This is a genomic window from Nocardioides sp. NPDC087217, from assembly GCF_044744805.1.
GTDB lineage: Bacteria > Actinomycetota > Actinomycetes > Propionibacteriales > Nocardioidaceae > Nocardioides.
Map to the genome: position 1 here is coordinate 288,461 of NZ_JBIUZB010000006.1, position 19,142 is coordinate 307,602.

General features: G+C 70.1%; 19 protein-coding genes and 1 tRNA gene. 13 read left to right on the plus strand and 7 right to left on the minus strand.

Going from position 1 to position 19,142, the window contains the following annotated elements; all coding sequences use genetic code 11:
- Positions 1-46: 46 nt before the first annotated feature.
- Complete coding sequence (locus tag ACIO3S_RS24245) at positions 47-274, plus strand: type II toxin-antitoxin system VapB family antitoxin (protein ID WP_400468253.1); 228 nt, start codon at positions 47-49, stop codon at positions 272-274.
- Between the two features lie 301 nt (positions 275-575).
- Entirely contained in the window at positions 576-1,907 is a 1,332-nt protein-coding gene (locus tag ACIO3S_RS24250) for a hypothetical protein (protein WP_400468256.1), read from the plus strand.
- A gap of 32 nt (positions 1,908-1,939) precedes the next feature.
- Here ACIO3S_RS24250 and ACIO3S_RS24255 read toward each other — a convergent pair whose 3' ends face one another.
- The gene (locus ACIO3S_RS24255; RefSeq protein WP_400468258.1) at positions 1,940-2,254 is read right to left on the minus strand and encodes an ArsR/SmtB family transcription factor; all 315 of its coding nucleotides are present in this window, start codon (positions 2,252-2,254) and stop codon (positions 1,940-1,942) included.
- Positions 2,255-2,325: 71 nt separating this feature from the next.
- Here ACIO3S_RS24255 and ACIO3S_RS24260 point away from each other — a divergent pair, with 71 nt between their 5' ends.
- The 7 genes from ACIO3S_RS24260 (at position 2,326) to ACIO3S_RS24290 (ending at position 9,791) form a co-directional block, all read left to right on the plus strand.
- Positions 2,326-3,228 (plus strand): TIGR03620 family F420-dependent LLM class oxidoreductase, encoded by a 903-nt coding sequence (locus ACIO3S_RS24260; protein ID WP_400468260.1) that lies wholly within the window; start codon positions 2,326-2,328, stop codon positions 3,226-3,228.
- Between the two features lie 26 nt (positions 3,229-3,254).
- On the plus strand, positions 3,255-5,957 hold the full coding sequence (locus tag ACIO3S_RS24265; RefSeq protein WP_400468262.1) for a GNAT family N-acetyltransferase: 2,703 nt from the start codon (positions 3,255-3,257) through the stop codon (positions 5,955-5,957).
- Positions 5,958-5,990: 33 nt separating this feature from the next.
- Positions 5,991-6,575: a DUF5998 family protein gene (locus ACIO3S_RS24270; RefSeq protein WP_400468264.1), complete on the plus strand. Its 585-nt coding sequence runs from the start codon at positions 5,991-5,993 to the stop codon at positions 6,573-6,575.
- Positions 6,576-6,582: 7 nt separating this feature from the next.
- On the plus strand, positions 6,583-7,707 hold the full coding sequence (locus ACIO3S_RS24275; RefSeq protein WP_160024206.1) for a nucleotide pyrophosphatase/phosphodiesterase family protein: 1,125 nt from the start codon (positions 6,583-6,585) through the stop codon (positions 7,705-7,707).
- Positions 7,708-7,857: 150 nt separating this feature from the next.
- Positions 7,858-8,484 carry a pyridoxamine 5'-phosphate oxidase family protein gene (locus ACIO3S_RS24280; RefSeq protein ID WP_400468266.1) on the plus strand — a complete coding sequence of 209 codons (627 nt, stop codon included), beginning with the start codon at positions 7,858-7,860 and terminating at the stop codon, positions 8,482-8,484.
- 16 nt (positions 8,485-8,500) lie between these two features.
- Positions 8,501-9,136, plus strand: a complete 636-nt coding sequence (locus tag ACIO3S_RS24285; protein ID WP_400468268.1) for a CGNR zinc finger domain-containing protein — start codon at positions 8,501-8,503, stop codon at positions 9,134-9,136.
- A 10-nt stretch (positions 9,137-9,146) separates the two neighbouring features.
- Positions 9,147-9,791 carry a thymidine kinase gene (locus tag ACIO3S_RS24290; protein ID WP_141794014.1) on the plus strand — a complete coding sequence of 215 codons (645 nt, stop codon included), beginning with the start codon at positions 9,147-9,149 and terminating at the stop codon, positions 9,789-9,791.
- Here ACIO3S_RS24290 and ACIO3S_RS24295 read toward each other — a convergent pair.
- Both ACIO3S_RS24295 and sepH read right to left on the minus strand, forming a co-directional pair.
- A complete protein-coding gene (locus ACIO3S_RS24295; protein WP_400468270.1) occupies positions 9,788-11,476 on the minus strand; it encodes an alkaline phosphatase D family protein in 1,689 nt (562 codons plus the stop codon). The genes ACIO3S_RS24290 and ACIO3S_RS24295 overlap by 4 nt on opposite strands.
- A gap of 158 nt (positions 11,477-11,634) precedes the next feature.
- Positions 11,635-12,795 carry a septation protein SepH gene (gene sepH / locus ACIO3S_RS24300; RefSeq protein ID WP_400468272.1) on the minus strand — a complete coding sequence of 387 codons (1,161 nt, stop codon included), beginning with the start codon at positions 12,793-12,795 and terminating at the stop codon, positions 11,635-11,637.
- Between the two features lie 71 nt (positions 12,796-12,866).
- Between sepH and ACIO3S_RS24305 the strand changes: the two genes are divergently transcribed.
- On the plus strand, positions 12,867-13,496 hold the full coding sequence (locus ACIO3S_RS24305) for a trimeric intracellular cation channel family protein (protein ID WP_400468274.1): 630 nt from the start codon (positions 12,867-12,869) through the stop codon (positions 13,494-13,496).
- 3 nt (positions 13,497-13,499) lie between these two features.
- On the opposite strand, the gene ACIO3S_RS24310 is transcribed toward ACIO3S_RS24305, so the two are convergent.
- Both ACIO3S_RS24310 and ACIO3S_RS24315 read right to left on the minus strand, forming a co-directional pair.
- A complete protein-coding gene (locus tag ACIO3S_RS24310) occupies positions 13,500-14,042 on the minus strand; it encodes a hypothetical protein (protein ID WP_400468276.1) in 543 nt (180 codons plus the stop codon).
- The gene (locus tag ACIO3S_RS24315; RefSeq protein WP_350718036.1) at positions 14,039-15,793 is read right to left on the minus strand and encodes a histidinol-phosphatase; all 1,755 of its coding nucleotides are present in this window, start codon (positions 15,791-15,793) and stop codon (positions 14,039-14,041) included. Before ACIO3S_RS24315 ends, ACIO3S_RS24310 begins: the two co-directional genes overlap by 4 nt.
- Before the next feature lie 205 nt (positions 15,794-15,998).
- Here ACIO3S_RS24315 and ACIO3S_RS24320 point away from each other — a divergent pair, with 205 nt between their 5' ends.
- Entirely contained in the window at positions 15,999-16,649 is a 651-nt protein-coding gene (locus ACIO3S_RS24320; RefSeq protein ID WP_400468470.1) for a DUF3159 domain-containing protein, read from the plus strand.
- Here the strand turns inward: ACIO3S_RS24320 and ACIO3S_RS24325 are convergent.
- Complete coding sequence (locus ACIO3S_RS24325) at positions 16,631-17,500, minus strand: LysR family transcriptional regulator (RefSeq protein ID WP_400468278.1); 870 nt, start codon at positions 17,498-17,500, stop codon at positions 16,631-16,633. The two genes, ACIO3S_RS24320 and ACIO3S_RS24325, sit on opposite strands and share 19 nt — an antisense overlap.
- A 100-nt stretch (positions 17,501-17,600) precedes the next feature.
- Here ACIO3S_RS24325 and ACIO3S_RS24330 point away from each other — a divergent pair, with 100 nt between their 5' ends.
- The gene (locus ACIO3S_RS24330; RefSeq protein WP_400468280.1) at positions 17,601-17,954 is read left to right on the plus strand and encodes a nuclear transport factor 2 family protein; all 354 of its coding nucleotides are present in this window, start codon (positions 17,601-17,603) and stop codon (positions 17,952-17,954) included.
- On the opposite strand, the gene ACIO3S_RS24335 is transcribed toward ACIO3S_RS24330, so the two are convergent.
- A complete protein-coding gene (locus tag ACIO3S_RS24335) occupies positions 17,951-18,760 on the minus strand; it encodes an alpha/beta fold hydrolase (protein WP_400468282.1) in 810 nt (269 codons plus the stop codon). The two genes, ACIO3S_RS24330 and ACIO3S_RS24335, sit on opposite strands and share 4 nt — an antisense overlap.
- A 110-nt stretch (positions 18,761-18,870) precedes the next feature.
- On the opposite strand from ACIO3S_RS24335, the gene ACIO3S_RS24340 reads away from it, so the two are divergent.
- Positions 18,871-18,942: transfer RNA gene (locus ACIO3S_RS24340), tRNA-Val, on the plus strand.
- The last annotated feature ends 200 nt before the right edge of the window (positions 18,943-19,142 follow it).

Here is a 19,142-nt window from a genome sequence, read left to right on the forward strand (position 1 = left end):
GGATGGACCAGGACATCAACCGCTGATGCACATGGAGGTGCTGACGATGGCTGTCACCCAGATCGAGCTCGACGACGAACTGCTCGAGGAGATCCAGCGGATCTCCGGCACGACCACGCCCCAGGAGGCGGTGGAGTTCGCCGTGCGCGAACTCGTCATCCGCAACCACGAGGGCGACGCTCCCAAGCACGCCCAGAAGCTGGCGCGGAACTGGGACTATGACGGCTGGCGGGTGCTCAACGAGCGCGACCGCGCCAACGCCGTACGTCACTGATCAGCGGCCGCCGCGCCGACCGGGTTGCTTGTTCGGCTGGTGTGGTCTCGCTGCCGCGGTGTTTGGCCGCCGACCCTTTCGGGCGGGTCCGATCGAGAAAATCTGGCTGGCTGTCGGGTCGACGGCCAGCCCTGTCGGGCGTCGGATTGGGTTGGGAGCCGGCACTCACGGCGCCTGCACATCGGTCGCGAAACCGGTGGCGCAACGCGCCAAACTGGGCCGTCTAAGATGGCGTGAATACGCCATCTGACCTGCGGAAATACCGTCCACAACAGGGCCTGGACTTGGTAAAATACGAGGCATGGAAGCACTCCTCGACCCCGACGACACCACCAGCGATCTGCTGGCTGTGGTGCGTACGTCGCGGGCGGTCGCGGAGCAGGCTGACCGGGATGTGTTGATCGCTGCGGCACGGTTCGCGGCGCTGCATTCGGTCCGGGACCGTGAGGAGTCGGCGCGGTTGGACGGGGACAGGTTCGGGGACCGGATGCTGCCCCTGGCCGGACCCGGGGCACCGCTGGTCTCCGAGGCTGCCGCGGTCGAGTTCGCCGCTGTTCTGGGGCGCTCGACCCAGGTAGGGAAGAGGTTCCTTGGGGACGCGGTCGAGCTGCGCTACCGCCTCAAGCATGTGTGGGCGCGGATCCTCGACGGGTCCCTGCTGGCCTGGCGGGCTCGTCGGATCGCCGACCTGACCCGGAACCTGGCTGCCGATGCCGCTGCGTGGGTCGACCAGCAGATCGGACCGTATGCGCACCAGGTCGGGGTCCGGCAGCTGGAGCGGATGATCACCCAGGCCGCCGCCCTATTCGAACCCGATGTGGCTGCTGCGGTGGCCGAGTCGGATGCGGTCGAGCACCGGTCGGTCACCATCACCACCACCGACCTGCCCTTCACCCCGACCGGTGCCGAGCAAGGCCGGGCCGTGCTCGCGCTCGGCTACCTCGACGGGGTCCTCGACGCCGCCGACGCCCTGGATCTGGAGCAGGCGGTCGCGGCGATCGCGCACGGTCTCCTCGACCAGGACGACTACGCCGACGCGAGTCTCGATGTGCGGCGTGCAGCAGCGCTCGGGGTGCTCGGGCGGGCGTACAACTCCGGTTCCCTCGACGGTGTCCCCGGCGTGGCCCGGGTGGTCGAGCTCGTCGTCCACACCGACACCCGCGACCTGGCCGGCACCGGGCTGGTGCGTCTTGAGAACACCCGGGGCCTGGTCGCCCTTGAACGGCTCGAGCAGTGGGCCACCACGCCGGGCACCGTGATCAAACCGGTCGTCGTGGTCGACCTGGCCGAAGACATCGAAGCCACCGGCTACACCCCGACCGCCCGGCAACGCCGCCAGGCCGAGCTGCTCCACGCCAAGTGCTCGTTCCCGTACTGCGAGGCACGTGCCGAGCATTGCGACCTCGACCACCGCGTGGCGTACGCAGACGGCGGCCCGACCAGCAGCCGGAATCTGACTCCGTTGTGTCGGCGCCATCACCGGATGAAGACCCACCACGGCTGGCGCTACCACCGGATCCGGACAGGCGCCTACCGATGGCGCAGCCCCCACGGCTACAAGTACATCGTCAGTCCCGCCGGCACCATCGATGTCAGCAAGGACCTCGACCCGCCGCTCGTACGAGCTGCCTGACCAGTCGGTCGGGACGGTCGGACACGTCGAGATCAGGTGGCCGACGTGTTGTCGAGCACCAGATCGAGCAGCCCGGGGAACCGACGGTCGAACTCGTCGCGCATCAGCCTGTTCATCCGCCGGTTGCCCTCGTCGCGCTGCTCGAGGAGACCGGCCTCGACGAGTGACTTGAAGTGATGGGTCAGTGTCGACTTCCCCACCGGGAGGTCGAACTGACCGCACGCGATCGTCCACGGCTCGGCCGCGGCCAGCTGCCGGAGGATCGAGCGGCGCACAGGGTCGCCGACCGCGTCGAGGGCGCCCTGGAGCGCCGCGTCGGTCGCCGGGGTGCGGAAGTCGGTTGACATGTTCGATCTCCGTCGTACAAGGTTGGCGTGTTCGATCACTGTCGAACATAACCTATCGGAGGGGTTCTGGCATGCCTGACCAGCAGAAGGTGGACGAGCTCAAGAGGCGGCTGACGCCGTACGGGGTGTGGACCGGTGCGCAGCAGTGGACCGACCTCGGCCGGGCGCGGGAGGTCGCGGCCGAGGTGGAGAGCCTGGGCTACGGCGCGATCTGGGTCGGAGTCTCCTCGCTGCCGTTCGAGGTGCATGAGGCGCTGCTCGCGGGCACCACCGACCTGCTCGTGGTCACCGGCATCGTGAGCATCTGGGACAACCCCGCCGCGGAGGTGGCGGCACGTCATCGAGAGCTCAACGCGACGTACGGCGACCGGTTCGTGCTCGGTCTCGGCAACAGTCATGCGCAGCGGGTCGGCGAGCAGACGTACGTCAAGCCGTACAGCCGCACCGTGGCCTACCTCGACGATCTCGACGCTGCGGGCACGGTCCCCGAGGAGGGACGGCTCCTGGCCGCTCTTCGCCCGCGCATGCTCGATCTCGCCGGCAACCGCACCGCCGGCGCGCACCCGTACCTGATGCCGCCGGAACACACCGCGCACGCACGGGCCGCTCTCGGCGCCGGCCCCTTGCTGGCTGCCGAGCAGAAGGTGGTCCTCGAAACCGATCCGGCACGCGCTCGGGCGATCGCCCGGCAGCGCCTGTCGATGTACCTCGGCCTGCCCAACTACACCGGCGCCCTGCAGGACTACGGCCTCGAGCCTGAAGACTTCGAGGGCGAGGGCAGCGACCGCTGGGTGGACCTCGGCGCCGCCTGGGGCGACGAGGACGCGGTGCGGGGGCGCCTGCAGGCGCATCACGACGCCGGCGCGGACCACGTGCTGGTCCAGGTGCTCACCGAGGACAGCTCCTCCGACCTGCCGCTTGCCGAGTGGCGCACGCTTGCGAGCACTCTTCAGCTTCGCGCCCGCTGTAGTTGACTGGCCTCTCCCGCTAGATTTCTCTCGTGACCGCGCAGCAGACCCCGCCGTACCCCTCCCACTGGGAGGCGGACGTGCTGCTGCGCGACGGTCGGACGGCCCACATCAGGCCGATCCGGTCGGCGGACAAGGACCTGCTGGTCGACTTCTACGACCACCGGGTCAGCGACGAGTCGAAGTACTACCGCTTCTTCTCGCCGATGCCGCACCTGTCCGCCCGCGACGTCGCGCGCTTCACCGAGGTCGACCACAAGGACCGGGTGGCGTTCATCCTGACCCTCCGGGGCCGGATGATCGCGGTGGGGCGCTACGACGTGGTCAAGCCCGGCGAGGCCGAGGTCGCCTTCCTCGTCGAGGACGACTACCAGGGCCGGGGGATCGCGCAGATCCTGCTCGAGCACCTCGCCCAGGCCGGGCGTGAGCGCGGGGTCACCAAGTTCACCGCCGACGTGCTCCCCGACAACGCGCGGATGATCCAGACCTTCCGCGACGCCGGCTACAAGGTCGCCAGCGTCTACGAGGACGGGGTCATCTCGCTGCAGTTCGGGATCGATGTCACCGACACCGCGGTCGGCCGCCTCGCCCTGCGCGAGCACGAGGCCGAGTCTGCCTCGATCCACCGCTTCTTCAACCCGCGCTCGGTCGCGGTCATCGGCGCCAGCCGGCGGCAGGAGACCGTCGGCCAGGCGCTGGTCCGCAACCTGGTGATCGGTGACTTCACCGGCCGGGTCTACATGGTCAACCCCAGCTCCACCGCGGTCAGCGGCATGCCGGCGTACAAGAGCGTCCAGGACATCCCCGACGACGTCGACGTGGCGATCGTCGCGGTGCCCGCCGACGCCGTCCAGGACGTCGTGCTCGACTGTGCGGCCAAGGGCGTGCACGGGCTCGTGGTCATCTCTAGCGGCTTCGCCGAGACCGGCGAGGAGGGCCGCCAGCGGCAGCGGCGGCTGGTGAACCTGTCCCGCTCCTACGGGCTGCGGCTGATCGGGCCCAACGCGCTCGGCGTCATCAACACCGACCCGCAGGTCAAGATCAACGCCAGCCTCGCCCCGACGATGCCGCCGCGCGGCCGCGCGGGCTTCTTCTGCCAGTCGGGTGCGCTCGGCTCCGCGATCCTGGAGAAGGTCAACAACCGAGGCCTGGGCCTGTCGACCTTCGTCAGCGCCGGAAACCGCGCCGACGTCTCCGGCAACGACCTCCTGCAGTACTGGGAGGAGGACGTCTCGACCGAGGTCGTGATGATGTACCTGGAGTCGATCGGTAACCCGCGGAAGTTCTCCCGCATCGCCCGCCGCGTCTCGCTGCGCAAGCCGATCGTCGCGGTCCGCTCGGGTCGCACCACCCAGGGTGTGCCGATGGGTCACGCGGTCCGCAAGATCAGCGCCCCGCCGGCGGCCGTCGACGCGATGTTCCGCCAGGCCGGGATCATCCAGGTCGACACCCTCGACGAGATGTTCGACGTCGCCCAGCTCCTCGCCCACCAGCCGCTCCCGCGCGGCCGGCGGGTGGCCATCGTCGGCAACTCCGACGCCCTGGGCCTGCTGGCCGCCGACGCCGCCGTCTCGGCGGGTCTGCAGGTCAACAAGCAGGTCCCGCTGCCCACCGAGCCGAGCGCCGAGGACTTCGAGGACGCGCTCGACGCGGCCATCGACGACCCCGAGGTCGACGCGGTGATCTCGGTCTACATCCCGCCGCTCAACGTCTCCGGCGAGGAGATCGCCAACGTGCTCGCCGCGGTGGGGGAGCAGTCCGACAAGCCGCTGGTCACCAGCTTCCTGGGCGCCGAGGGTGTCCCCGAGCTGCTCCGCGTCCCCGACGTCGCCGGCTCGACCGCCGGTCGCGGCTCGGTGCCGTCCTACTCCTCGGTGGAGTCGGCCGTACGCGCCCTGGCCAAGGTCGTGGAGTACGCCGTGTGGCTGCGCTCCGCCGACGGCGAGACCCCGTGGCTCAGCACCGACGAGTGCGACCCGCGCACGGCGCGCAAGATCGTCACCGACGTGCTCGCCGCGCGCCCCGCCGGGGGTGACCTGAGCCGCGAGGACCTCGGCATGGTGCTGGCCGCCTACGGCATCAAGCTGTGGAACACCCACAGCGTCAGCACCCTCGAGGAGGCGATCTCCGCGGGGGAGGACCTCGGCTGGGGTGTCGTCCTCAAGGCGACCGTCGAGAGCGTCCGGGAGCGGCCCGACCAGGCCCACGTCGTACGAAACATCGACGACGTCGACGAGATGACCGAGGCCTGGGACCTGATCACCAGCCGGATCCCGCCCGAGACCGGCGGGTTCACCGTGCAGCGCACCGCGCCTCCGGGCGTCCCGGTCGCGATCCGCTCCATGGAGGACCCGCTGTTCGGCCCCGTGGTCTCCTTCGGCATCGCCGGCCCCATCACCGAGCTGGTGGCCGACAAGGCCTACCGGATCCCGCCGCTGTCCGAGCGCGATGCCGCCTCGATGGTGCGCGAGATCAAGGCAGCGCCGATGCTCTTCGGCTACCGCGGCGGCGACATGGTCGACGTCGACGAGATCGAGCGGCTCGTCCTCAGGGTCGCCCAGCTGCAGAACGACCTGCCCCAGATCTCCTCCCTCGACCTCTCGCTGGTCCTCGTCGGGCTCGAGGGATCCGCCGTCCTCACCGCCGGCGCCAGGGTCGACCTGGTCGCCGATCCGCGCTCCGACTGGTTCGTACGCCGCCTCAACCCCGCGGTGGGCGACACACTGCCCGGCTAGGCCACCGTGGGACGCCGTGGAAGGATGGGTGTCATGAGCACCCGCACCGATGATCTCGACCGCGCCGACGACCTGCGCGCCGAGATCGACCGCACCGGCTACTACCCCGAGGTGGTGGCCGACTGCGTCGCCTCCGCAGTGTCCGGAGAGAAGGTGTCCTCCTTCTTCCTGCACCACGAGCCGACGTTCGACCGTGACGAGGTGCGCCGCCACCTCTCCGTGCTGGTGCTGACCCCGACGCGGCTGATCCTGGCCCACACCGACGAGCACGCCGGTGACGACCTGCTGCCCGAGCCCTACACCTCGACCTCGACCGAGGCCGTACGCATCGACTCGGTGAACTCCGTGGTAGTGACCCGGATGATCACCAACCCGACGAAGGGATCGAGCAAGCCGGCCGAGGTGGTCATGACCATCGGCTGGGGCGGCGTCAACCGCGTCGACCTCGAGCCCGCGGGCTGCTCCGACCCCAACTGCGACGCCGACCACGGCTACACCGGCGTGCTCACCCCGGACGACTTCTCGCTGCGCGTCTCGGCCGCCGCCGACGGTCACGACTCGGTCGACCGCCTGCTCTCCTTCGCGGAATCGCTCTCGGCTCGCACCCACAGCCGGTGAGGGGCCGGTGACCGGGTTTCTCGCCCCCGCCTACGGGGAGCGCTCACTGGGTGATGTCCTGCCGGCGGTCGCCGCCGCCATGGACGTCCCGTTGGGCACCTCCGAGGCGAGATCTGGTCTCGAGCTGCCGTCGGCTGCTGCGTACGTCGTCTTCCTCGTCGACGGGATGGGCACCAACCTGCTGCGCCGCTACGCTCACGCGGCGCCGTTCCTGGCCTCGTTGAGCGAGAACCAGAAGGACGGTACGGCCGGGGTCCCGTCGACGACGGCGACTAGCCTGACCTCGTTCGGGACGGGGCTGACGCCCGGCGGACACGGGCTGGTCGGCTACACCTCCCGGATCCCGGGCACCGAGCACCTGCTCAACGCGCTGCAGTGGCGCAAGGACATCGACCCGGTCGAGTGGCAGCCCAACCAGACCGTCTTCCAGCGCCTGAGCGAGGCCGGCGTGCCGGTCACCGTGATCAACAAGCGCGTCTTCGGCGGCTCGGGACTGACCATCGCCGCCCACCGGGGCGCGGAGTTCGTCGGAGCCGACCGGGTCGGCGAGCGGATCGCCTCGGCGGTCGCGCTCTCGCGGGTGCCTGGGTCGCTCACCTACCTCTACGACGGCGACCTGGACTGGACCGGCCACAAGTACGGCGTCGCCTCCTCGCCCTGGCTGCAGCAGCTCTCGATGATCGACGCCGAGGCCGAGCAGCTGCGAGACGCCCTGGACCCGTCCGTACGCCTCCTGGTGCTCGCCGACCACGGCATGGTCGACTCGCCCGCCACCTCCCGCACAGACATCGACGACTTCCCCGAGCTGCGCCACGGGGTCGCCCTGGTCGGCGGCGAGGCCCGTTTCCGGCATCTCTACTGCTCGCGCGGCGCGGTCGACGACGTGGTCGCGACCTGGTCGGAGACGCTGGGAGACAAGGCCGACGTGATGACCCGGGAGACCGCGATCCGGCGCGGCTGGTTCGGGCCGGTCACCCCGTCGGTGCTGCCGCGGCTCGGCGACGTGATCGTCGCCTCCCACGGAGAGCACGCGGTCGTCTCGACGAGCCTGTTCCAGTACGAGACGACCTTGGTCGGGTTGCACGGATCACTGACGCCAGACGAGATGCTGATCCCACTGCTGGTCTCCTAGCCCGTTCCAGGCGCCCCGGCGCGAAAACCTCCGCCGGACGGGAATGTCGGTCGCTGCTAATGGTTAAATTATGTATATCCATTAGCAGCGACACGCTGTTTCCGGACGGAAGGGGTTTGTCATGGGTGAGCACAGAGTCGAGGGCCGGCGATGACCGGGCACTACGGGCAGGTCGCGTTCACGCCGCTGGTGGCAGAGCATCAGTCGATCCACGGGAGCGCCGCGGCGTACGCACGCATGGCTGGGACCGACAACGTGCCGGACCGGATCGGGAGGGGCGAGGCCGCCTTCATCTCGTCGCGGGACAGCTTCTTCCTGGCCACCGTCAGCGAGACCGGGTGGCCCTACGTGCAACACCGCGGAGGGCCGCCCGGGTTCCTGAAGGTGATCGACGAGGCCACGCTGGGGTTCGCCGACTTTCGGGGCAATCGGCAGTACATCACCCGCGGCAACCTCGACCACGACGAGCGGGTCTCCCTGTTCCTGATCGACTACCAGCTGCAGGCCAGGATGAAGATCTTCGGCCGCGCGCGGGTCGTCGAGCTCGAGGACGACCCCGAGCTGGTCGACTCGCTGGCTCCGGTCGGAAGCTCGGCGCGGGTCGAGCGCGGGATCCTGATCGACGTCGAGGCGTACGACTGGAACTGCAAGCAGCACATCCCGCAGCTGGTGCCCCTGGCGGCCGCCAGGCACACCGTCGCGGAGCTGAGAGAACGGATCAGCCAGCTCGAGGCCCAACTGGCCGTCGCGCGTGACCACATAACGACTGAGACCTAGACTGACCATTAGATCGATGACGGAAGAGGTGGCCGTGGAGCTGCAGGTGCCCGTGCTGTATCCGACCCAACCCCGGGCCGTACGCCTCATGAACACGATCTGGGCCGAGCGGACCACCGTCCGTGACTCGCTGGAGAGCGTGGCGCATCTCCGCGCCTGGGCAGAGGTGGCGGGTCTCGGGTGCCATCCGGACCTGGACGAGCACGACCATGGCCGGGCTCGGGCGCTGCGGGACGCCCTGCGCCGGCTGGCCGCGGACGTGACCGGCGACAGCCGGCCGCACAGCGTCTCGGAGGGGCTCAGCGCCGAAGCGGCGCTCGCGGTGCTCAACGAGTTCGTGTCCCACTGCGCACCCACCCTGCGCCACGGCCGGCAGGGCGGCTACGCGCGCGGGTGGCGCACCGACGGCTCCGGCCTGCAGCGGGAGCTGAACCTGGTCGCGCTGGAAGGATCTGAGGTGCTGACCCAGCAGGCGCCCCACCAGCTGCGCGCGTGCGGTGGCCCCGGCTGCGTCCTCTACTTCGTGCGCGACCACCCAAGGCGCGAGTGGTGCTCCGAGGGCTGTGGCAACCGGGCACGAGTCGCGCGCCACTATCGGCGGAACAAGTCCAGCCATGAGGGTCCTGCCACGAGCCGGGGCGCGGACCACTAGGCTTCCGTGAGTGGCTGAGCTGACCTTCTGGACCGGGACGATGGACGCAGGGAAGTCGACCCTCGCGCTGCAGACCAACCACAATCACGCCGCTCGCGGCAGGGTGGGGCTGATCTTCACCGCCCACGACCGCTCCGGCGAGGCGGTGGTCACCTCGCGGCTGGGGCTGACCCACGACGCGATCGAGGTCACCGACGACTTCGACTTCTGGCGCCACGCCGTCGACTCGCTGACCCACGGCGCCCGGATCGACTACATGATCTGTGACGAGGCGCAGTTCTACACGCCCGAGCAGATCGAGGCGCTCGCCAAGATCACCGACGAGCTGCAGATCGACGTCTTCTGCTTCGGCATCCTCACCGACTTCCGCACCCGGCTCTTCCCGGGCGCTGCTCGTCTGGTCGAGCTCGCCGACCGTACGGAGGTGCTGCAGGTCGAGGCGCTGTGCTGGTGCGGCAAGCGGGCGACCCACAACGCCCGCGTCGAGGACGGCGTCATGGTCACCGAGGGCGACCAGGTCGTCGTCGGCGACACCGACGAGGCCCCCAGTGCGGTCTCCTACGAAGTCCTCTGCCGCCAGCACCACCGCCGCCGGCTGACCGCGGCCCGGGCCCAGTCGGTCTCCCTGGTGCCCGAGCCGCTGCCGTTCGGCTAGCGCTTGCCGTTGAGCGTCGGCATGGGCACGTCGGCGTACCTCGTCCCGACGGGGGTGCTCTGGGTGTCGAGCTGGACGCCGGGGCGGCCGTTCTCGACGACGTAGGTCGCACGGGTGGAGATCGGGGCGCCCGGGCGCTGGACGTACGGCACGACCCGGAAGTCGCTGGAGAGCTCCTCGGGCGTGACCTTGACGCGTACGTAGCCCCGCTGGCTGTTGAAGAACTTCAGGTGGTCGTTGGCCCGCAGCAGGGACTCGCCGCCGGTGGTCATGTCGGCGCCGTCGCCGCCGCTGGCGATGGAGGTGCCGACGAACTCGCTGCCGACGACGGCCGACTCGGGGTCGTCGTAGTCGGCCAGCAGGTTGCTGGCGTAGTTGTGGTGGCGGTCGCCGGTGATGACGACGAGGTTCTCGATGCCGCTGGTGCGAGCACCCTCGAGGAGCCGGTTGCGGTTGGCGATGTAGCCGTCCCAGGGATCCATGTAGAGCGTCTTGGCGGAAGTCTCGTCGAGGTCGGTCTCCGCCATCGGTGCCTGGTTGGCGAGCACCTGCCAGCGGGCGGTCGACTGCCGCCAGCTGCGCTGGAGCCAGGCCTCCTGCTCGAAGCCCATCATCGAGCGCGACGGGTCGTAGATGTCCGGGGTCAGCTCCGGGCTGGCGGGGTCGCTGCCGTCCGCGTACGCCTGGTCGTCGCGGTACTGCCGGGTGTCGAGCACGTTGAAGTCGACCAGGTCGCCGTAGCGCAGGCTCCGGTAGATCTGCATGTCCGGACCGTCCGGCAGCGAGCTGGCGCGGAACGGCAGGTGCTCGTAGTAGGCCTGGAAGGCAGCCGTACGCCGCGGCATCCACAGCTCGCCCTGGGACTGGCTCCGCTCCTCGGGCGTCTCGTCGGCCCAGTTGTTCTCGACCTCGTGGTCGTCGGGTGCGACCACGAACGCGTGGGACTGGTGGGCGGCCATCAGGTCCGGGTCGGACTTGTAGAGGCCGTACTGCAGGCGGTAGCGGGCCAGGTCGAGCGTCTCCCCGCCGACGGCGGGGGAGACCGGGGTGTTGCGCCAGTTGTTCTCGGGGGTGACGCCGGACTCGTACAGGTAGTCGCCCAGGTGGAAGACGACGTCGACGTCCTCGTCAGCCAGGTGCCGGTAGGCGGTGTAGAAGCCGTGGCTGTAGAGCGCGCAGGAGGCGAAGGCGAAGCTCATCTGCGAGAGCGAGGAGCCGTACGCGGGGGCGGTCCGGGTGTGCCCGGTCTGGCTGACCTCGCCGGCGGCCAGGAAGCGGTACCAGTAGTCGCGGCCGGGACGCAGGCCCCAGACCTCGGGGTGGACCGAGTGGCCGAAGTTCGGGGTGGCGGTGACGGTGCCGGACTTCACGACCTTGCGGAAGCGGGGGTCCTCGGCGACCTGCCAGCGGACCTTGACCGGCTCCTGCGGCATGCCACCGAGACCATCGGCGGCGAGCGGTTCGGGGGCGAGGCGGGTCCAGAGGACGACGGAGTTGGGGAGCGGGTCGCCGGAGGCGACGCCCATGGTGAACGGGTAGCCGGAGAGCGACGTAGCGCCCTTGACGGACACCGCGTCGGCGGGGATCGAGCCGGTGCCGAGCAGCATGGCTGCGGATGCGGCGAAGCCGGTCGTGGCGGTGCTGGAGAGGAGGGAGCGTCGGCTCAGCGAGTCGGGCAGGAGCATCGGGGGGCCTCCGAGAAGGGTGGAAGTGCTTGCCTCCACTCACTTCATCGGGGGCGCGTGAACTGCGCCCGACCCGCTGCCGACTCTGTCGGGTCGGGTCGCCGACGTAACACGGACCGGCCGATGGCCGGTCCGTGAACGGGTTCACACCAGTCGGTTCACTCCGACTTGCCGCCACCGAACATGATCTCGTCCCAGCTCGGGACCGAGGCGCGCTTGCGGCGCGCGGACGACTTCTTGGCCGGCTTCTGCTGAGCCTCGTCGGGCTGCTCGGGCTCGGCAGGAGCCTCGGCGGCCGCGGGCTCGACGACCGTCGGCTCGAGCTCGGGCTCGGCCGGGACCGGCGCCTGCTTGCCGGTCGGGGACTCGTCGCCCAAGAACGCCTCGAGCGGGGTGTCGACATCCACGTGAGCCGTCTTCGCGGTCTTGGCCTCCTTGACCGGCTGGGGAGCCGGGGGAGGAGTGACCGGAGCCGGCGCCTGGACGGGCGCGGCCGGCGCTGCCGGAGCCTGCGCGGCCGGAGCCTGCGCAGGAGGGGTCGAGCTCTGCGCGCGGCGACGCCGCGCGGCGAGCATGTCGTCGGTGATCGGCTCCGGCTCGGGCGCTGCGGCCTCGAGCTTCTCGCCGGTCAGCCAGCGGGCGTCGTCGTTGTCGAGCTCGACGAAGTTGCCCGGGGCGTCGTAGGTCAGCTCGGCGATGCCGGAGCGCTCGGGGGTCTCGTACTCACCGGTGAGCTTCCAGCGTCCGTCGGGGCGCCGGTAGGAGTCCCAGTTGACCGACTCGGGGTCGACGTACATCGTCTGGAAGTGGGCGCTGACCGCCTCGCCCAAGGTGCGGGCGGTGCTGGCGGCCTCACCGGGCCGACGGCGCACGGAAGCCTGCTGGGCGCGCTGTGCCATGTGCTCGCGCTCGGCGAGGACGGGGCCGGCGAAGGCCAAGATCTTCTCGACCGTGGTGCCGGCGACAGCGGCGACCTCCTCGGCACTCTCGCCCGAACGAATACGGGTCTGAATGTCACGGGGCCGCAGGCTGCTGCTCGGGGTCTTGTTCACGGTTTGCTCCGATCGGCGGGTCGACACAGCCTCGAGTGCTGCACGGAGACGGTCGTCGATGTCGGCGGTGTATTCACGGTCCTCGTCATCGACGAGAAGCATGCGTAAACCATCGTCACTGACCGAGATGAGCCGCAGAAGGACGGGTCCAGCCTCATCCGGTGCCTGCTCTTCGAGCTGGCCCGGAGTCAGGGGCAATCCTTCGGCTGACATCCTCTTCTCAATTCTAGATACGGGTTGTGACGACCCTACGCCACGGACCTTCATCGTATGGGGTGCCCATGCCGCGTGGCCGTGGCATTTGGGGTTTTTGGGGCGAGCGAGGCGACCATTTGGCGGTGGAACAGACGCTGACCCTCCTCGTGCTCGACTTGGTCGGGTGCTTCGTCTTCGCGCTCTCCGGCGGTCTGATGGCGGTGCGCAAGGAGCTCGACATCTTCGGCGTGATCGTCCTCGCCTGCGTCACCGGCCTCGGCGGCGGCTTCCTGCGTGACATGGCCATCGGCGCGACCCCGGTCGCCGCGCTGTCCGACTGGCGCTACCTCGTGGTGCCGATGACGGCCGGTCTGCTGACCTTCTACTTCCACCCCGCGCTGGGCCGGCTCGGGCCGATGATCAACGTCTTCGACGCCCTCGGCCTGGGGCTGTTCGTCATCGCCGGGGCGGTCAAGGGACTCGACTACGGGCTCTCCCCGATGGCGGCCGCGATCATGGGGCTGGCCACCGGCGTGGGCGGCGGGGTGATCCGCGACGTGCTCGCCGGCCAGGTGCCGATCATCCTGCGCCGCAGCGTCTTCTACGCCATCCCCGCCTTCGCCGGCGCCGCGGTCGTGGCCTTCGGCCTGTTCCTCGCGCTGCCGCAGTCGCTGGTGATGGCCGCTGCCTTCGTCGTCTGCGCCGGCTGGCGCCTGCTGGCGATGTGGCGCCACTGGGAGGCACCGCTGCCGCGAGGCTCCGCGTCGGTCTGAACCTCAGTGGTCCGAGCAGCAGGGGATCTGGTGGCGCATCTCGAACGGCACCAGACCGGTGGCGGAGCGCTGGACCAGGAGTACGCAGCGCCCCTCGCGCCACACCGGCCGCGCGAACCCGGTGAGATCGAGGGTGTCGCCGGGTTCCAGCGAGATTCCGGCCAGGCCCTCGACGGCGTCGACGATGCTGTCCGCCTCGACGGCGGCCACCGTGGTCACGGTCTCGATCGTGGTGCGTCCCGGGTAACGGGCCAGCCGCCCGGCGCTGCGCGCGGCGGCCTCGTCGATCGCGGGGGAGTCGGTGGTGACGTACGCCTCGGGGAGCCGGTCGGCGAGAAGCGCGGTCAGCTCCTCGACCGTCGGGCCGTCGGGCCAGTCCAGGACGGCGACGAGGCGGCCGGTCGGCTCGCGCACGACATGTGTGCTGATGACGTACGCGTCCTCGGGCTGCCCCGCGCCGAGCACCTCGTCCAGGCGATGGACGAGGTGCTCGGCGGTGGCGAGGTCCCGGGCGTCGGCATCGACGGCCAGGCGTCGGGTGGTCATCGAGTCGGGACGACCCAGACCGGGTTGGTGTAGAACCACAGGTCGACCCACGGGTCGGCGTCGCCGACGACGTCGATGGCGGGACCGGCAGGGTCGATGCCGGCGCCGAGGTAGCCGGGCTGGGACCGGTTGGCGTCGGTGCCGCGGACACGCACGTAGAACGCCTCCTCGACACGACCGAGGTCGTAGCGCAGCTGGAAGGTGCCGGTGCGGCCCGAGGTGTCGGTCTGCTCGATCACCTTCGTGTCGGGCGCCTTCCAGGTGTCGCGGTCGGAGACGTACGTCGGGTCGACCGCGCCCCGGATCACGTCGACCCGGTTGAGGCTCGGGACGAACTGCGACCAGTTCGGGACGTCCTGGGCGGCGATGGTGACGACCAGCGAGATCCGGCTGCCCTTCTTCGCCTTCAGGGTGCCGCCGAGGCTCTCGGAGCCACCGTCGGAGGAGACGACCCGTACGTCGACCGACTTCACCAGCGCGCCGTGGTCGACCCAGACGCGGCCGTTGCGCAGGCCCTTCATGACCGCGCCGTAGCTGCGCTCGGAGGCGCCGACGTGGGTGCGGCTGTAGTAGCCCGGCCAGAAGTCACCGGCGGTGGTGTTGAGGGAGCCGGCGTAGACCGGGTCGCCGTAGCGGCCGTTGGCGTTGAAGGAGGCCGAGTCGGATCCGTCGGGGCGGCGCGAGGTGGTGCCCCAGTTGACGTGGGAGTCGGAGTTGGCGCTGATCGACCACGGCTTGCCCTCGGCGAGCAGCGAGTCCCACAGGCCGCCGACGGTCGAGGTGAACCAGTCGAAGCCGCCCCAGGAGCGGTAGGACTCGGCGGGGTAGCCGGGGAACGAGTTCGGGCCCGCGGAGTTGCCGTAGTAGCCGCGGGCGCTGCCCGGGCCGTAGCCGGCGGGCAGTCCTGCCGCCTGGTGGCCGGGCGCGCCCTCCCAGCCGATCGCGATCCGCGGGTCGGCGTCGCGCCAGGCACGCACCTCGTGGGGGCTGTCGATGCCGTTGCGGGCGGGGTGGTTGGCCAGGAAGAGCGCGTCCGCGACGCGGCGCTTGTCGACCTGCTTGCCGAGCCACTGGATGCCGGCGACGGCGAGCGCCTCGTTCTGCGGGGAGTTGCCGCTGGCGCCCTTGACGGAGCCGTCGTAGTCGTTCTCGAACTGCTTGAGCACCGCGACCTCGTTGGCGCCCGGCGCGACGAAGACGGTGCCGTGCTCGGCGGCCGGGATGTTCCACTCCAGACCCTGGAAGATCAGGGTGTCCTTGAGCACCTTGCGCGCGGCCACGATGTCGGGGTTGACCAGGTCGACGCCGAGCTTGGCGTGGGTCGCACCGCCGTGGTCGGTGATGACCAGCCAGTCCAGGCCGTACGCGGCGCCGTGCTGTGCCTGGTCGATGACCCGGTACATCGCATCCGAGCTGTACTGGGTGTGGATGTGGTGGTCCCCGGCCAGCCAGTGCCGGATCGTGGCCCGGTTGCCGCTCTTCGCGGTGGCGGTCGTGGCGGTCTCGGCCATCGCCGGGGTCACCCCGGTCATGCCCGCCATCCCGGCGGTCACGGCGCCCGCGATGCCGGCGGCGCGGAGCAGGTTGCGCCGGGTCACCTCGGCGGGACGCAGGTCGCTGTCGGACGCGTCCGAGGAGGCGGCGAGGGTGATCTCGTCGACCTCGTGGGAGTGAGTGTGGTCGTGGCCGTGCGCGTGGGCGTGGTGGTGCCCCTCCGGCCCGTGCGAGTGGGGGTGGTGCTCGTGTGACACGTTGAATCCTCCGCTTGGATAGGGCGTCTCCCGCGTGCCCGAGCAGCGGCGCTCAGAGCAAAGCGGCGCCGGATGGCCGCCGTACGTCCACCGGTTGCCCTCACGGTGAAATTTTGCCGAGGCGTCAGCCCCGTCGGCCGAGAAGTCACTGACGCCGACCGAGGCGTCACGCATCCTTGCAAGTAAGGCTAGCCTTACTCCCGTGATGACCACCGACCGCCGCAACGAAGACGCCGAGACGCTCGCTGACCTCCTCGGAGGAGCGCGGGGTGCGATCGACGCCACCGTCCCGCCCGTCGCGTTCGCGGCCGGCTGGCTGGTCAGCGGAGAGCTGTGGATCGCGACCGTGGTGGCGCTCGCGGTGGCCGCGATCGTGGCGATCTGGCAGTGGCGCAAGGGCCGCAAGCCGCGCGCTGTGCTGCTGGGCGTGGCGGGCGTCGCGGTCGCGGCGATGATCGCGCTGCGTACCGGCCGGGCGGAGGACTTCTTCGTGGTCCAGCTCGCCGCCAATGCGGCCAGCGCTCTGGTGTGGGCCGTCAGCATCGCGTTCCGCTGGCCGCTGCTCGGCGTGGTCGTCGGCCTGGTCCTGCGCCAGCGCGGCGCCTGGCGTCGCGACCCCGTCCTGCTGCGGGGCTATGCGCTGGCGAGCTGGGTCTGGGTCTGTCAGTACGTCATCCGGGTCGCCATCTTCGGCCCACTGTGGTGGTCGGGTGACGTGGTCGCCCTGGCGATCGCCCGGGTCGCGCTCAGTTGGCCGCTGGTCGCCCTGTGCCTGCTGGTGAGCTGGGTCGTCCTGCGGCGCTCGCTGCCCGAGGACCATCCCGGGCTGCGCCATCCTCAGGTGAGCGCGGCCTGAAGCAGGCCGTAGAGCCGCCGAGTGGCGCGCTGCTGGTCACCGTCGCGGATCACGAGCGCGAGCCCGGCACGCACCTCCGCGTCGACGATCGGCGTCGCGACCAGATCCGTCCCGGCGGCCATCGACTCGGCCAGCACGCAGACGCCCAGCCCCCGGGCGGTCAGCCCGAGCAGCGTCTCCGGGTTCGACCCGGACAGGTCGACCTTCGGCTCCACCCCCGCCCGCGCGCTCGACTGCTCCAGAGCCGTGCGAATGCCCGTGCCCGGCGGGATGCAGAGGACCGTCTCCTCGTGGAGGTCGGCGAGCCTCGGCCGGGCGCCGGCGAGGCGATGGCCGACCGGCGTGATCACGGCGAGCCGCTCGTCGCTGACGGACTCGGTGGCCAGGCCGTCGATGACGGGTCCCGCGTGGGAGATCAGGCTCAGATCGAGCTCGCCGGCCAGCGTACGTCGCTGGAGGCGGTCGGAGGTGTCCTCGACGAGCTCGACGCTGACCCCGGGATGCTCCCGGTGGAAGGTGGCGACGGCGTCGAGGAAGCCGGGGATCGTGCAGCCGGCGATCATCCCGAGGCGTACCTGGCCGTGGATCAGGTCGCTCAGCTCGTCGGCGCTCTGCCGCACCCCCTCGATCGCCCGGATCGCGTCGCGGGCGCGGGGGAGGAGCGTCTCGCCGGCGTGGGTGAGACGTACGTTGCGGGGACCCCGGACGAGCAGGTCGTGGCCGAGCTCGCGCTCGAGCTTGGCCAGCTGGGCACTGATGCCCGACTGGCTGACGTGGAGGCGCTGCGCCGCGGCCGTGAACGATCCGTGGTCGACGACGGCGACGAAGTAGCGGAGCTGACCGATTTCCATCACCATTGATGCTAGCAAGCAGCAGAACTATCTGTTTGAGTGTTTGTGGGAGTGGGGTCAGGCTGGGAGAGGAAAGCCGAACCGACCTGAGGAGATCCCGATGACCGCATCCGCTGCCGAACTCGCCGAGGCGTACTTCACCGCCTGGCAGGAGCGCGACTTCATCCGTCTGCGCGCGCTGCTGGCCGACGACGTGAGCTTCGCCGGCCCGCTCGCCACGATCGAGGGTGCTGACGAGTGCGTCGCCGGACTGGAGGGCATGGCGAAGGTGCTCGACAAGATCGAGGTGAAGGAGCGGATCGCCGACGGGCCGAGCGTGATCACCTGGTTCGACCTGCACACCACCGTCGCCGAGCCCGCCCCCACCGCCAACTGGATGCGCGTCGAGGACGGGCTGATCACCGAGATCCGGGTCGCCTTCGACCCGCGCGGGATCCTCGCCGCTCGCGGCTAGGCGACCTGCTCGTCGCGTGGCTGGGTCCGGGCGGTCTCGCGGATGACCTCGGCCACCAGGTCGGGGTCGTCGTTCATCGGCACGTGGCCGCAGCCCGCCAGCCACCGGTGGTTCGCGTGCGGGAGACGCCGTGCGGCCACCTTCGCCTGGTAGGGAAGGAGCGTGAGGTCGCGCGAGGCCCAAGCGATGGTGGTCGGGACGTACCTCTGCGTCGGCCCCGGGTAGCTGTAGCGGTAGACACCGCTGAAGAAGGTCCTGATCCCCTCGCGTGAGGCGACCATGTTGGCGGTGTCGGCAGCCGCGACGGCCGGTTCGATCTGCCCTGGGCGAGCGAAGAAGCAGCCCATCGTGACCGCACGCGCCACCCGCGACTGCAGCAGCGACCCAGCCACCGGCGCCAGCGGCTGCGCGACCGCCTGGATCCCGGCGAACAGGCCCCGGACGTAGAGGTAGTCGACTCCGTTCATCCAGAACCCGGCGGGGGAGAGGGCGGTCACCGACCGCGCGTGCCCGGCGTCGGCCATCTCCAGCGCGAGCAGTCCGCCGAGGCTGTTGCCGGCGACGTGCGGCCGCTCGATCCCGAGCTCTTCGCGAAGCTCGTTCAGCTCGTGGGCCACCGCCTCCCGCACCGTACGCCCCGCCAGATCGAACGCGGGCGACTCACCGTGTCCCGGCAGATCGATTGTGATCACCTCGAAGTCGTCGGCCAGCCGCTCCACCACCCCGCCCCACGCCTGCCTGCGGTGCGCGATGCCATGGATCAGGAGCAGCGGCTCCCCGCTGCCGGTCCGTTCGTACGCGAGCATCTTCGCTCCTTCGTTGCGTCCACGTGTCCTGCCGATGGCCGGGAGCCTACGTCCCGGCATGGCCCGAATGTGGGTCCGGCGAGCGGATGCGCTAATGTTTCACCCGCAACGCGTGATTGGCGCAGTGGTAGCGCACTTCGTTCACACCGAAGGGGTCACTGGTTCGAACCCAGTATCACGCACAAGAGCGAATTCGGGCTCTGACCTGTGGAAACAGGTCAGGGCCCGAAGCGCGTTTTCGGTGTCTTGCCTACTGTGTGCCTATTAGAGTAGGCCCGGTTGTAGGTGGATCTGGCCGCGACTCTCAGCAGAAACGTGGCGTCAAGCTCCACTGTGATGCGGGCCGCCTCGTTGATGTCTCGTCCTGTGGTACCGCTGAAAC

Coding starts and splice junctions, on each gene's coding strand:
- ACIO3S_RS24270 (WP_400468264.1), top strand. CDS start 5,991: ATGAGCACCCGCACCGATGATCTCGACCGCGCCGACGACCTGCGCGCC.
- ACIO3S_RS24295 (WP_400468270.1), bottom strand. CDS start 11,476: ATGCTCCTGCCCGACTCGCTGAGCCGACGCTCCCTCCTCTCCAGCACC.
- ACIO3S_RS24320 (WP_400468470.1), top strand. CDS start 15,999: ATGACCACCGACCGCCGCAACGAAGACGCCGAGACGCTCGCTGACCTC.
- ACIO3S_RS24285 (WP_400468268.1), top strand. CDS start 8,501: ATGACGGAAGAGGTGGCCGTGGAGCTGCAGGTGCCCGTGCTGTATCCG.
- ACIO3S_RS24245 (WP_400468253.1), top strand. CDS start 47: ATGGCTGTCACCCAGATCGAGCTCGACGACGAACTGCTCGAGGAGATC.
- ACIO3S_RS24325 (WP_400468278.1), bottom strand. CDS start 17,500: ATGGAAATCGGTCAGCTCCGCTACTTCGTCGCCGTCGTCGACCACGGA.
- ACIO3S_RS24255 (WP_400468258.1), bottom strand. CDS start 2,254: ATGTCAACCGACTTCCGCACCCCGGCGACCGACGCGGCGCTCCAGGGC.
- ACIO3S_RS24260 (WP_400468260.1), top strand. CDS start 2,326: ATGCCTGACCAGCAGAAGGTGGACGAGCTCAAGAGGCGGCTGACGCCG.
- ACIO3S_RS24280 (WP_400468266.1), top strand. CDS start 7,858: ATGACCGGGCACTACGGGCAGGTCGCGTTCACGCCGCTGGTGGCAGAG.
- ACIO3S_RS24330 (WP_400468280.1), top strand. CDS start 17,601: ATGACCGCATCCGCTGCCGAACTCGCCGAGGCGTACTTCACCGCCTGG.
- sepH (WP_400468272.1), bottom strand. CDS start 12,795: ATGAAGGTCCGTGGCGTAGGGTCGTCACAACCCGTATCTAGAATTGAG.
- ACIO3S_RS24250 (WP_400468256.1), top strand. CDS start 576: ATGGAAGCACTCCTCGACCCCGACGACACCACCAGCGATCTGCTGGCT.
- ACIO3S_RS24335 (WP_400468282.1), bottom strand. CDS start 18,760: ATGCTCGCGTACGAACGGACCGGCAGCGGGGAGCCGCTGCTCCTGATC.
- ACIO3S_RS24310 (WP_400468276.1), bottom strand. CDS start 14,042: ATGACCACCCGACGCCTGGCCGTCGATGCCGACGCCCGGGACCTCGCC.